This window comes from Pseudomonas sp. IT-P44, assembly GCF_949768225.1.
Lineage (GTDB): Bacteria > Pseudomonadota > Gammaproteobacteria > Pseudomonadales > Pseudomonadaceae > Aquipseudomonas > Aquipseudomonas migulae.
The window spans coordinates 98,162-110,974 of sequence record NZ_CATKQM010000017.1 but is presented as its reverse complement, the minus strand read 5'-3'; the positions used below and the strand labels follow the sequence as shown (position 1 = coordinate 110,974).

At 57.4% G+C, this 12,813-nt stretch carries 12 protein-coding genes; 7 read left to right on the top strand and 5 right to left on the bottom strand.

Annotation, left to right across the window (positions count from 1 at the left end; genetic code table 11):
* Positions 1 to 493 precede the first annotated feature (493 nt).
* Positions 494 to 745: a glutaredoxin 3 gene (gene grxC, locus ACM6IO_RS10985; RefSeq protein WP_192229034.1), complete on the bottom strand. Its 252-nt coding sequence runs from the start codon at positions 743 to 745 to the stop codon at positions 494 to 496.
* 27 nt (positions 746 to 772) lie between these two features.
* On the bottom strand, positions 773 to 1,291 hold the full coding sequence (locus ACM6IO_RS10980) for a carboxymuconolactone decarboxylase family protein (RefSeq protein WP_008041063.1): 519 nt from the start codon (positions 1,289 to 1,291) through the stop codon (positions 773 to 775).
* A gap of 134 nt (positions 1,292 to 1,425) precedes the next feature.
* On the opposite strand from ACM6IO_RS10980, the gene ACM6IO_RS10975 reads away from it, so the two are divergent.
* The 7 genes from ACM6IO_RS10975 to ACM6IO_RS10945 all read left to right on the top strand — a co-directional run bounded on the left by ACM6IO_RS10975 (position 1,426) and on the right by ACM6IO_RS10945 (position 7,507).
* Positions 1,426 to 2,253: an AraC family transcriptional regulator gene (locus tag ACM6IO_RS10975; RefSeq protein WP_008033956.1), complete on the top strand. Its 828-nt coding sequence runs from the start codon at positions 1,426 to 1,428 to the stop codon at positions 2,251 to 2,253.
* A gap of 283 nt (positions 2,254 to 2,536) precedes the next feature.
* A complete protein-coding gene (locus ACM6IO_RS10970; protein ID WP_414911454.1) occupies positions 2,537 to 3,034 on the top strand; it encodes a hypothetical protein in 498 nt (165 codons plus the stop codon).
* A gap of 154 nt (positions 3,035 to 3,188) precedes the next feature.
* On the top strand, positions 3,189 to 3,386 hold the full coding sequence (locus tag ACM6IO_RS10965; RefSeq protein ID WP_414911453.1) for a hypothetical protein: 198 nt from the start codon (positions 3,189 to 3,191) through the stop codon (positions 3,384 to 3,386).
* Between the two features lie 14 nt (positions 3,387 to 3,400).
* On the top strand, positions 3,401 to 3,958 hold the full coding sequence (locus ACM6IO_RS10960) for a polysaccharide biosynthesis/export family protein (protein ID WP_207285927.1): 558 nt from the start codon (positions 3,401 to 3,403) through the stop codon (positions 3,956 to 3,958).
* 26 nt (positions 3,959 to 3,984) lie between these two features.
* Positions 3,985 to 5,103: a hypothetical protein gene (locus ACM6IO_RS10955; protein WP_207285928.1), complete on the top strand. Its 1,119-nt coding sequence runs from the start codon at positions 3,985 to 3,987 to the stop codon at positions 5,101 to 5,103.
* A 20-nt stretch (positions 5,104 to 5,123) separates the two neighbouring features.
* Complete coding sequence (locus tag ACM6IO_RS10950) at positions 5,124 to 6,689, top strand: GumC family protein (RefSeq protein WP_414911452.1); 1,566 nt, start codon at positions 5,124 to 5,126, stop codon at positions 6,687 to 6,689.
* 86 nt (positions 6,690 to 6,775) lie between these two features.
* The gene (locus ACM6IO_RS10945) at positions 6,776 to 7,507 is read left to right on the top strand and encodes a CpsD/CapB family tyrosine-protein kinase (protein ID WP_223437084.1); all 732 of its coding nucleotides are present in this window, start codon (positions 6,776 to 6,778) and stop codon (positions 7,505 to 7,507) included.
* A 46-nt stretch (positions 7,508 to 7,553) separates the two neighbouring features.
* Here the strand turns inward: ACM6IO_RS10945 and galE are convergent, their stop codons facing one another.
* From galE to ACM6IO_RS10930, 3 genes are read right to left on the bottom strand one after another with little or no spacing between them, the layout of a single operon-like run.
* Positions 7,554 to 8,531 carry a UDP-glucose 4-epimerase GalE gene (gene galE / locus ACM6IO_RS10940; RefSeq protein WP_414911451.1) on the bottom strand — a complete coding sequence of 326 codons (978 nt, stop codon included), beginning with the start codon at positions 8,529 to 8,531 and terminating at the stop codon, positions 7,554 to 7,556.
* Between the two features lie 43 nt (positions 8,532 to 8,574).
* Positions 8,575 to 11,190 carry a glycosyl hydrolase family 5 gene (locus tag ACM6IO_RS10935; RefSeq protein ID WP_414911450.1) on the bottom strand — a complete coding sequence of 872 codons (2,616 nt, stop codon included), beginning with the start codon at positions 11,188 to 11,190 and terminating at the stop codon, positions 8,575 to 8,577.
* A 5-nt stretch (positions 11,191 to 11,195) separates the two neighbouring features.
* Entirely contained in the window at positions 11,196 to 12,722 is a 1,527-nt protein-coding gene (locus tag ACM6IO_RS10930; RefSeq protein WP_192229041.1) for an O-antigen ligase family protein, read from the bottom strand.
* Positions 12,723 to 12,813: the final 91 nt, after the last annotated feature.

The following is a 12,813-nucleotide window of genomic DNA, read 5'->3' as shown; positions in this document are numbered from 1 at the left end:
TCGGCCTGATGAGTGGTGAAAATCAAAAGCGTACGTGCCCCCTGTAGGAGCCGGCTTGCCGGCGAAAAATGTCTGGGCAACGCGTTCCTTCAGACAGCCCGCGTTATCGTTGACGTCCATCGCCGGCAAGCCGGCTCCTACAGGGGAATGCGTACGAGCAAAGAAACAGGTCGGCTGGCAGGCCGCCTCGCTTTTGCTTTGGCTGTTGATCTTGATCTGCCCCGTCGGAAGGCCGAGTGGAGGTTCTGCGCAGTGGGCAACCCGGCATGGATGCCGGGTTAGCCGCGCACGGCCATGGATGGCCGATCGCGGCGGGCCCACGGAGCAGGACCGGAGCGAGGGCATGGCGAGCCTTAGCGAGCCACCGTACGTCAGGGGCGCAGGCGCTTGGTTACTTGGCGCTTCTCCAAGTGACTCGCCGTAAGGGCGAAACCAATAGCAGCCGTTACCACAACAACGGATATGTACCCCCCCAAAAAAACCGTCGCCGGCCTCAAGCAAGCATCGACATCAACCCCCCCTGACGATCAAGTTTGGCCAGCTCGTCAAACCCTCCAACATGCACATCACCGATAAAAATCTGCGGCACGCTACGGCGACCACTGCGGCCGAGCATCTCCTCAAACTTCCCAGGTTCCGATTGAACGTTTATTTCCTGTGCCGCAATGCCTCGGCTCGCCAGCAAAATCTTGGCGTTGTGGCAATAAGGGCAAGTGTCAGTGGTATAGAGCGTCACGGTGTTCATCAGCGGTTCTCCCGAATAGACAGTCGTTCAAGCATCGATGGCCGGAAAATCGATCTCGGTCAGGGCGACGTTGTTGAGGTAATTGGTCAAGGTCTGCGAGGCCACGTGAGCGATCACTTCGACAATCTTGCTGTCGTTGATCCCGGCTGCCCGTGCCGCTGCGATCTGCTCGCTGCCCAGGTGGCCACGGCTTTCGGTGATCTGCCGGGCGAGGGTGGCAAAGGCATTGAGCTGGCCGCTGCGGGCGCTGAGGATGTCTTGCGCGGATAACCCGGCCTTGCCGGCAAACAATGTGTGGGCCGCGAGGCAGTAGTCGCACCCATTCACCTGGGACGTGGCGAGGAAGATCGCTTCTTTCTCGGTAGCGCTCAGTGAAGTTTTACCGAGGGTCGCAGACTGTTGCAGATAAGAGGACAGCACGGCAGGTGCATGCGCCAGCGTCTTGAAGACATTGGGCAAAAAACCGATTTTTTTCTGCACGCCTTCCAGCAGCGGGCGAGTGGTGTCGGTGGCGTGTTCGAGGCTCAGGGTGTTGATGCGGCTCATGGTGGATCTCCGTAGATGACGGCGCGGTGTGCGCTGGGTACGGGGTCCATGCTAATGACGAGTGCTGGTCTATTGGCTGCAAATCGTCGAGGATATGCGACTGATCGTCCAAATATGCCGCCAGGAGCCTGTCCATGGATCGCTTGTCCACCTTGCTCAGCCATTTCGGCGTCAGCGCCGGTACCTTCCACAGCGGGACCTTTTGCGGCACCACCGGTTTTGACGGTGATCAGGCCTGCGGGCACCTCCATCTGCTGCAATCCGGCGAGCTGACCCTGAAACTGGCCGATGAGCGCGCGATTGAGCTCAATACACCCACCTTGATTTTCTTCCCTCGGCCTTACCGTCACCGATTGATTGCCGCTGACACGTCCGACACACAACTGGTGTGCGCCTCGCTGACGTTCGATGGCGGTGCGGGGAATGCGCTCGCGGCGGCGTTGCCCGATTACCTGGTGCTTGATCTCGATGAAGTGCCGACCATGGCCGGTACGCTGGATTGGCTGTTCAACGAAGCCTTCGGTGGCATTTGCGGTCGCGAAGCGATGATGGACCGCTTGTTCGAAGTGCTGGTGATCCAGTTGCTGCGGCACATTCTGACCAATCGCGAACAAAGCCCCGGCATGATGGCCGGTCTCGCCGACCCACGCCTGGCACGCTCGTTAAGCCTGATGCACGACACGCCCGGCAAGTCCTGGACTGTGGCTGAGTTGTCGACGGCGGCCAACATGTCCCGGGCCAGTTTTGCCGAACACTTTCGTCAGGTGGTGGGGCAGACCCCGGTGGATTACCTGGTGAGCTGGCGCATCAGCCTGGCCCAGAAACGCTTGCGTGAAGGCAAGTCCATTGCCCTGATTGCCGATGAAGTGGGGTATGAAAGCCCTTCGGCGCTCGCCCGGGCATTTCGGCGCAAGACCGGCGTCAGTCCACGAGAGTGGATGCACGGCGGCCAGCGTCGATAGTTTTTTGTCGCCGGTGTTTCGGCAGGGAAAAAGCAACGCGTTCAGGCCCGTTTTCGGTAGGGCTGATGCCCATGTTTGAGTCGTTTCAAGGAGATAGAGACCCTTGTTGTGATGAGGACTAATTGTCGATTTATTGACGCCATTCTGCCTTGATTTTTATTTTAATTTATTGTTGTGACAGACCATTGACGTGCTGGCTATGTGCTTATAGGCTCCAATCAGCTGGGTAACGAATCCTTCATTCGATATCAGGAAAACCCTGTGTGCAGGGAGGCGGGCTTCAATGCGTTCATCACTGGTTCTCAAATCCGTTTTGTTCTGCGTGCTCTTTAATGGTGCGGCCATTGCCACCGCACAAACGGCCAATTTGACCCGTGAAATTAACCGCATGGGCGATGCTTGCCAAGCGTATGGTCCAAAAGCGGGCATGACCGCCGCCGAGCAGAGTGGTGCCCCTTCAACCGTTGCAAACGGTCCTGGCGCGGCAGCTTCGGCCAGCGATACCAGCTTCGCTGATACAGCAAAAAATCAACTCAACAGCCTTATAGAGTCCGCCACCAAGGTGGGCGCTACCGTCAATAGTTCTTCCTGTGACGGATTAATGGCGCAACTTGCCGTTGACAAGTTAACGGCAGATTCAGGTACGCAAAGTAAAGTTTTGAGTGGCGGGGATGATGCCCTCAGCAATCAATCGAATGCAGTTCCGTTAGCAGCTGCCGCCTGGTTGTTTTCATCCGCGTTATTCGGTTTTGTCATGGTTGCCAACCGGCGGAAGGTGTAGCTAGCTTTTTGTTTTTGCTGGCGATTGTGTGGCGCATTGACACTAGTGATTGATATCAATTTGATCTACTAGTGGGTTTGGCGATGTATTAGCTGAATGACGCGCTCTATTAAACAGAGTGCTATTAATTTGGCAGGCAGACATCGAGGACGATATGTTTAACGACAACTTATTGTTAAATAAAAAACTTCCTTCGCCAGCTGTTTCCCGGCAGGCAATAGAAGCGTCGGGCCGACGAAAACCGGACGGTGCCGAGCGCAAAAAACTGCCCCTTGATCGTTTCCTTGACCTAAAAATGAGCAAGAGTGATTTACCCCGGTTTTTATGCAAGACTCTTGGCAAGGTTACTTAGGCGGAGGGATCCCGATGTCGCGTTTCTGGTTACCTGTGGTCTGCGCGCTGGCAGTTATGCCCAGCATTTCCAATGCCGTCGCAAACGATGCTGCATACCGGTTGAGTCCGGGTGACAAGCTTGCCGTTTCCGTTTGGGGCGAAGACAAGCTCAAGCAGGACGTGATCGTTCTTCCCAACGGAAGCATTACCTTCCCGCTGGCAGGGCAAGTCGATGTGGCAGGTCTCGATACCACCGCAGTCGAAGAGAAAATAGCTGCCAAGCTTGTAAAGTACATACCCGATCCGCAGGTGAGCGTTGTCGTCACCAGCACGGATGGCAATCTCGTGTACGTGCAGGGCAAAGTGTTGAAGCCAGGCAGTGTCCATTTATCAGGTCAAACGTCAGTGCTGCAGGTGTTGAGCGTGGCGGGCGGGCTCGACAAGTTTGCCGACAAGGATGAAATCAAGGTCGTGCGACTCAACGGGACCAAGCAACAGATCCTGCCAGTCAATTACAGCGATCTGATGTCCGGGCGTGACATGTCCACCAATATTCTCCTCCAGGCCGGCGATACGCTGGTCGTGCCTTAGACTTGCGCGATGCATTAAGGATTAACTTGCTTGCTCTTCGAACTACCGGGGTTGCCACTGCAACCCTGATTCTGTCGTGTTCCGGTGTGGCCCATGCGGCGACCTGGCAATCATCAATCGCGGTGCCTTCGACTGTCGAGTACGACAGCAATCCACTGTTGCTCACGAGTGGTGAGCAGGGTGTGACCCGCACCATCATCGCTCCCGAGTACGGCCTTGTCGGTACTTCCGGTCGGGATGAGTTTCAATTCGGTCTCGGTGTATACGTCGTGCGTTCTTCCGATACCGACATCGTGACGGACCGTGAAGACCCCCGATTGAAACTGGGGTGGCAGCGGGAAACCGAAACGGGCGGTTTTGGGCTCAAGGCCAGGTATGAAGAGAGTTCAACGCTCTCTACTGCCGTTCAGGAAACCGGCGTGGTAGCAGCCGACGGCACGCAAAAGCTGTATACCTTGGGCGGCAACTGGCATACGGCTCTCAGCGAGCGAAGTACCTTGCTCAACGAGACTGACTACACTCATGTCACTTACGACATTCCGACCCTGATCAACTACGACGAACTGGCCACCCGCTTTACGTGGAGCTACGCGTGGAGCGAGCAGACCGAGGTGTTCACCCGTTTGGGCGTCAGGCGCTATGAGCCTGAGAAGGGCTCTGCAGTGGCGTCCTCCTCAAACAGCTATACACCCACGGTCGGCGTGAACTTCCAGCTCTCCGAGCAGTTCAAGGGTACGGTGTACGCGGGCGTCAATCAGGTTTCCGGTTCGGGTGACGGCCCCAAGGGTCAGGGCGGATTGACCTTGCAATACACCGGCGAGCGGTTTGATGCAATCGTCGACGCCGGTCGCAGTACGGTCGCCAGCGGTGACGGCGGGTTCGTCGAGGCGGATAACCTGAAGGGAACATTCAGTTACGCCATCGATGAGATCCGACGCACCGGTTTTGATGCCTCCTGGCAGGACACCAAAGGCCAGACGCCAAACACTTTGCTTAATTACAGTGCCTGGATCAGTCAAGAACTCTCGCCTTTTTGGATTGCGCGCCTATCCTTCACGTACAAGGAGCGTCAGCAGGACGGCTTGCCGGATGCCAGCGCAAATATTGTCGGGATGACACTGATTTACAGTTACCCCGGTCTCTGAAATTCAGTTGTGTGAGAAATATGGCCTCTGAATACGAAATGTCGGTCAACGACTACATCGCCATCGTCAAACACCACGCCGTGCTGTTGATCGTGAGTTGCGCAGCCATACTTGGCGTGAGCATCGCGGTCGCGATGTCGCTGCCGCCCACGTTCGAGTCCTCTGGCACGATCCTGATCGAGTCGCAGCAGATCTCGCCTGAACTGGTCGCGACAAACAACGGCACCTTTGCCGATGAGCGCATCGAGGTCATTCGCCAGCGTGTGATGACCCGGGAGAATCTTTTAGCGATCATCGACAAATACAACTTGTTCTCTTCTCAAGGCCGGCAGTTGAGCGTTTCCGAGAAAATCGATGAAATGCGCAATACGATCGGGGTCACCCTGGTCAGCGCCGCGGTCAAGGGTCGCGGGGAAGTGACGATTGCGTTTCGTCTTTCCTTTGAGCACCGCCAACCAGAGATTGCCAACAAAGTGGCCAATGAACTGGTAACGCTGTTTCTGAATGAAAACATCCGGCAGCGCACCGAGCGCGCCAATGAAAACACAGAGTTCGCAAAGCAGGAGGCGGACAAGCTCGAGGTTGCCCTGAATGCCCAGGACAGTCGCGTGGCGAAATACAAGGAGGAGCACAGCAAATCGCTGCCCGAGAATCGGGAATTGCTCACGAACATGTTGACCCGCGCCGAAAACGACCTCAAGGAAGTCGATCGTGACTACAAGGCTGCCCGTGAGGATTTGCGCTTCAATGAGTTGGAGCTTGTCGCCGCCAATGCCGGCGTAGCGACCAAGCCTGGCGTGGCGGGTGCAGCCGCTGACAAACCGCAGGATCTGGGCAGCCTCAAGGCGGAATACGTCCGTTTGCTGACGCTGTATACCGAAGCCCACCCTGATGTGCGTGCCGTGAAACGCAAGATTGCGGCACTTGAGGCGAACAAGTCGGTGGCGGGGAGTTCGGTAGTGTCCGTCAGTATGGATGTAGCGAAGGCTCAGGCGCGGATCGCGGCCACCGACGCACGTATCAAGTCGCTGGCCGATCAGAAGCAGCAGACGCAGCAGAAAATAGCCGAATACGAAGCGCAGATTATTGAAATGCCACAAGTCGAGCGCGGCCTGATCACGCTGATGCGTGACCATGACAACGCGAAAAAGAAATACGAGGAAATGCGCGCCAAGGAGATGAATGCGAGAATTTCCGAAAGCCTGGAACAGGAAAACAAAGCCGAGCGTTTTGTTCTCCTGGAGTCGCCGCTGATGCCTGAAAAACCGGTACGGCCGAACCGCAAGAAAGTAGTTGCCATGGGCTTCGTTCTTGCCCCTGTGGGCGCTGGCGCATTGGTGATGTTCCTGGAAATGCTGACTCAGCGCGTGCGCGGAGCTGAAGCCCTGGGTAGCGTGTTGGGGCAGCGTGTACTGGTTGCCATTCCCTACATTCACACCAAGGCGGAGCTGGCGAATCGCAAGAGGTGGCGAACGCGCTTGATCATCTGTGGGATAGTGGCAATCGTGATCTTTCTGGTGCTCGTGCACTTCCTCTACATGCCACTGGATCTTTTGATTTTTAAAGCTTTGGGCCGGTTTGCATAAGGAATACAGCCATGGAATTTAACAAGACCGATACCGAAGATGATGAAAAACAGTCGTCCTCGGCCCTCGTGGCCACGCCAAAAGCCATGACCGCAACCGGGCACTCTGCAGGTCTGAATGCGCTCAGTTATGTGCAAACCAAAGTTGTGCCTTTGCGCCCGGATCATCTCGAGCGTAACCGCATTGTGGCGTACAACAAGAACTCGAACATGGGCGGGGCGTTCGACCTGCTGCGCACGCAAGTTCTGAAAATCATGGAAGAAAACGGCTGGCGTACGCTTGCCATCACCTCGCCGACGCCGGAGGCAGGCAAGACGGTCCTGGCGATCAACCTGGCAATGAGCATCGCCCATCACACCACCAAGACTGCATTGCTGGTGGATTTTGACCTGCGCCGTCCGACAGTGGGTGCCTGCCTGGGTCTGCCGATGGATAAATCGCTCAATGAGTACCTGGCCGACGAAGCGGAACTGCAAGAGGTTCTGGTCAACCCGACCTTGCCGCGTTTTGTAGTCCTGCCGACCCGTAAGCCGATTCCTCTCTCCACCGAGGTGTTGTCATCGCCCGCAGTGACCCATTTGATCAGTGATCTGCGTGAACGCTACAACTCGCGTATCGTGATTTTCGACTTGCCGCCAATCCTCAGCTCGGACGATGTCATTACCGTCCTGCCGAAATTCGACTGCGTCCTGCTCGTGGTCGCCAACGGCATGAACAGCAAGAAAGAGATCGAGGAAAGCCTGCATCACCTGGGCTCAGCCAATCTGATTGGTACGGTGCTGAACAAAGCCGAGCCGCAAAACCGCTCTTACTACTAGCGCGTCACCCTTCGGCGCGCGGCGCGTTATGCGCCAGCGCCGACTGTCAGTGCCAAGGGTGCTTCTGCTCCCACTTCCAGGCGTGCGTCACGATCTCTTCAAGCGAGGCAAATTGAGTTTGCCAGCCCAGTATTGCGTTGGCCTTTCGAGGGTCGGCCACCAGCCGTGGCGGGTCGCCGGCACGGCGGGGCGCGTCACTGATGCAGAAGTCCTGGCCGGTGACGCGACGCACAGTGTCTATCACTTCCTGTACTGAAAACCCTTGGCCGTTACCGAGGTTGAACGCCGTGCTTGCGCCACCGGCCAGCAGATAATCCACGGCGAGTGCGTGAGCGGCAACGAGATCGACCACGTGGACGTAGTCGCGAATACAGGTGCCGTCCGGCGTGTCGTAATCCCGACCAAACACGGTGATGGATTCGCGTCGGCCCGAGGCCGCTTGCAGGATCAGTGGCAGCAGGTGGGTTTCCGGTTCATGGCGTTCACCCAGCTGTCCTTCAGGGTCGGCGCCGGCGGCATTGAAGTAGCGCAGGCACACCGATTTAAGACCGTAGGCGCGGTCGAAGTCTTCCAGTATCTGCTCCACCATCCACTTGCTGCGGCCATAAGGGTTGATGGCGGCCTTGGGATGTTCTTCGTCGATGGGCACGTATACCGGGTCACCATAGACGGCGGCGGTCGAGGAAAAAACCAAGTGTTTGACCTTCGCGCGCACCATGGTTTGTAGCAGCGTCAGCGTAGCGGCGAGGTTGTTCCGGTAATACTTGGCAGGCTCGGTGACGGATTCGCCGACCTGGATAAATGAAGCGAAGTGGAACACCGCATCAAAATGTTCAGCAGCAAAAACATCGTCCAGGGCTTGCGCGTCGGCGATGTCCAGTTCGACCAGCTTTCCGCCCGGCAAGGCGCTGCGGTAGCCGGTGGAAAAATTGTCTGCCACCACCAGCTCGTGACCCGCACGCAGCAATTGTTTCACCATGTGCGAGCCGATGTAGCCTGCGCCGCCAATCACCAAAAACTTCATCCTGACCTCCTGGAAACTGTTCCTGTGCAAGCGGATTGCAGCGTCAGCGAGTGGCGTTTTTTCTCAAAAACAACCAATTGGACGCCTGCAGGTCGTCGAACTTGATCGTATAGCGTCCATCCACATAGGTTGCGGGCAGTTTCTTCATTTGTGCGAGCGTGCCGTTAGTAAAGAGCGTCAGGCCAGGCGGTGCCTGGAGGCTCAGCGTGCCCTCCAGAGGCTCCACATAAAATGGTGTTTTGTCGTCTTCCTTGGGGATGGCGCGGGTGCCCAATGAAATCAGCAAATCCTTCGATTGTGCGACGGGTGCGTTGTCCAGACTCTGCACCACCACACTGGCATTCGCCGTTTTCACTTGCACCTTGATGTTCCCGAGGCTGATCGATTCGCCGCCGATCCAGCCGGTGACAGCCTGGGTACGGGGTGTATCGATGGTGTAGATGCCTTGTTTCCAGTTGCGCTTGAGCTCGCCCGTATCCGTCGTGGACTCGCTGGCATTGGCGTCCAGCAACGACTGGTCAGGGTCATGAAACACCTTGGCAGTGCTCGGGATAATGCCCGGCTGCAACCAGGCCAGTTCCGGCGTTTGTGGCATGGCGATTTGCAGCTTGCCTATCTCCATCGCCGTGCGCAGCAGTGCAGAATTGGCCGGTGACACGGGTTTGTTGAACAGGGTGTCGGGCGTCGGTGCGAAGACGTACGTCGTGTTGGCTTCGCTGACGTCACCGCGACGATAGAGCAAGGCGGCGGCGGGCAGGGTGGCCAGCATGGCGGGGTCGTTGTAGGCGTGCCAGTTATCGGCCGTTACCCAGTCGCCGTCGAATGATTGCTGGCTGTAGGCATATTGCATCAGCGCGTCCCAGCCTTGGTGGCTGGCGGTGCCGGCGACATAGAGTGGCAACGAGTGGCGGTCGGGTGTCGGGAATGGTTCGTTGTTCCACTCGGTGACGGTCAGGGGTTTGCCTGTCACCTGGCCGGCGGCGATCCAGTCGATGATGCCGGCGGAGGTGAGCGGGTTTTTCTCCAGCTGGCCCGCGCCGCCGTAGCTGTGAACGTCGATGACATCACCGCTGGTCAAGGCCGGCAATGAGCTCAGGCCGTCACCTCCCCAACTGCTGGTGGTGGCAATGGGCACCTTCACGCCGAGGTCGCGCAGATGCTGAATCATCTCTACGTTGAAACGCTGTTCCAGATCGTTAAGGAACAGTTTGGAGGGGCCATGCTCCCACGAACGCCAGGTCAGTCCTTGCGATAGATTGTGCTGGCTGGCAAAGACATCGGCCTGGTTTTTGTAGAGCTTCCAGTGCTTGGGAACTCCCTTGTCTCGCAACAGGGCATTGCCGAAGTGTTGAGTGACGTCGTTTTCGTTGGTGATCAGGACGGCGGCGATTGCCGGCTCGTCTTTGTAGGCGAGGCCGGTAAAGGGATTTACGTGGGTCATGTAGGCTTCGGTGAAGCGTTTCATGGCCTGCTGAATGGTGATGTTTACATACGCGTAACCCTTGAGGCTGGCGTTGTTCTGCTCATTTTTTGGCAGCTCATCGAAGGCAAAAATGTTGTCCTTCGGCATAAGTGCTCGCTCGACGTGCATGTCGAGCCAGACATAAATGCCTTCGTCTTTCAGACACTTGATCCACCAGTCGATTTTTTTCAGCGACTGCGCGCTGAGTTGCTGAGTGTCATGCGTGAGGTCGCGCTCGCCAAAAATGTTCGGGTTGACCCAGGGTGAGTCATGGTGGTGCAGTCGCACGAGGTTGAAACCGAGTGCCGACAGGCGTTTGGCTTGCTGCTTGATTGCATCGTCGGACGTTTGGAACAGCGCGTAGGACGTGATGTTGGTGCCCCAGAAACGCGCCGGGGTGTTGTCGGCGAACATCAGCTGCTCGCCGGACGCTTTGACGAAACCGCGCTTGCCCGCAGGTTTTTCGCCAGCATTGAGAAACGACAGATCGACCGGTGAGGTTTTTATGTCGATGTTGTCGTTCGGCCAACGTGTCGGGTCCGTCAGGCCAAAGCGCTCGGTCAGGGTCGGGCCGAGTGTCACATCACCCGAGACGCTCAGGGTGGCTTTGATGTTTTGCTGGCCGGGCCTGATCGTGCTTTTGTAGAAAAAAGCGCGCACCTCGGATCGGTCGCCGGGTTCAAAATAGACACTCGCCAGTGCCGGCTCAAAACGCATCTCGATGCGTCGTCCTTGTGCGTTTCCCCAGGCCCAGCCGCTGTTGTCGGGGAGCAGCACCGGTTCGCCCATTTCTGCCGCGAACAGTGCCGGGTCAAACTTGAAGACGATGCCCCCGCCCATTACACCCGACTTCGTGCTGTGCGCATCGAGGGCAAAGTTCCAGGTCAGCTTTTGCTCGCCGTCCTTTTGAATCTGCGCCGTCAAGTCGAAGTCCAGGTCTTTGTTCTGGCCTTCCAGGGAGTAACTGTGGGGGGCGTTTGCCTTGAACCGGGACGCAAAATACAACCACTCCCAGTTGCTTCCCCAGAAGGTGAATGTCGATGCCAAGACGGGGCTGCCACCGCGTGTCAGCATCGGCAGGCCGCTGCGCTCATCCACGCTCGCGACCCAGTCCGATGCCCAGCTCCTGAACGGCCAGATGGCAACGCACAGGAGCGCGATGAGCAGCAGAGGTGTGCGGCGAAACAAGCTGGGCATTGGCATTACCGAAGTTGAGGATGGGCACTTACAGCGGTTGCAGGTGAGGTTTGCCTGAGCTTGCGAACCATCTGGACATAGGCAACGCCCAGCCCGGCCACCGACCAATACACCACGGGGATTACCGTGATGCTGCTGACGGTAACGATGGTCACCAATATGCCCGCCAGCGTCGCGAAGAGCGCACGCCCCAGTCGGCGCGTCTCATCGTCCTTGTCGGAGAAAGAACGCATTGCCTTGCGCAGACCGAAGAGCACCGTGGCGAAAAAAGCCACGAACAGTGTCAGCCCGATCAACCCGACCTGCAGCGCCACGTTGATGTAGGTGTTCACGATATCGATGATGCCCTGGCCCTGAATCATGGACTGCATTTCCGGCGTGTTGCGGAAGTCGAAAGCGCCGAACAAGGGGTTGCGCTGGATCACGATCATTGCGTTATCGATCAAGCGTTGCCGGTACGTGATGTTCTCTACTTCGATCGTGCCTAAGAACGGTAGCAGGTCCAGCACTTTTTGCCCGCCAGGCACGACCGCCAGCAAGGACAGGGCGAGCACGCCGACCAACGCCAGCAGAATCAGGCGTTTGAAAGCGCTGCGGCCGGTGGCGATGAAGGTTGCGATCATGACGGCGGCCCCGATCCACGGGCCGCGCGACAGCGGTGCAAACAACCCGCCGGCCAGCAGCAGTGCGCCGAGGCGGCGCTGGAACTTGCTGCGCACGTTTTCCTGCAGATACATATAAAAGCCGATGGCTGTGCTGATCACGAAGCCCAGCGCAATCGCCTGGCCGGTCGTGGCGCTGGCGCGCAATGAACCGCCACGGTTCAGGTATCCGGACATTTCCCATTGTATGCCCAAGGCATCGATCAACGCGCTGTACAGCAGCCAGCTGCGGGCAAATTCGAACAGGCCAATAATCGACAACACCATGGAGGCGAGGACAAAGGCCAACAGTGCGTCCTTGAAGTCGCTGAGGTTTTTCAGTGCCCGGCTGGCCACGTAGTACGGCAGAAAAACTTCGATGAACATGTAGAGCGCTTGGCGCAAGGTGTCGGTGGGCGTGGTTTCGCGCAGCAACAGCAGGCTCGCCAGCAGGATGTTGGCGGCCAACAGTTTGTCAGGCCAGGTCCGCCCGAATGCCAGCGTGTCTGCACGCTGGCGCAGCACAAAAAACGCCGGCAGCAAAACGCACAAGGACAGCAGGCGAATATGGTTGAGATCGAAAAAGTAGTTGATCACGCCCAAGCCTGGAATCTGCGCCGAGGCCGGCGGGACCAAAAACAGCAGAAAGAAGAACAGCGCGATGGGGTTGCGCTCGCGTTTTCCCGCGACGGTCATGATGACGGCGGCAACGGCTGCATACACCCAGAAGCTGTGCGAGACGAAGACCAGGAGCGTCAACACGAACCACAGATTGCGGCGACGCGTGAAGTCGCTGTAGGGGATAAGGTCCGCTGCAGCCCGGCGTGAAAGGGTAAAAACGATGCCGGCCAGAACCAGAATGACGGTTAACGCGCGTAAGTGCTCAGGCATGAGTTTTTAAACTTATTGAGTGGTGAGCGAAGCATAGTGGATTGCCTGATTGCGGCTATAGTAACGTTCGTGCCACAGAGTCCGGGATTGA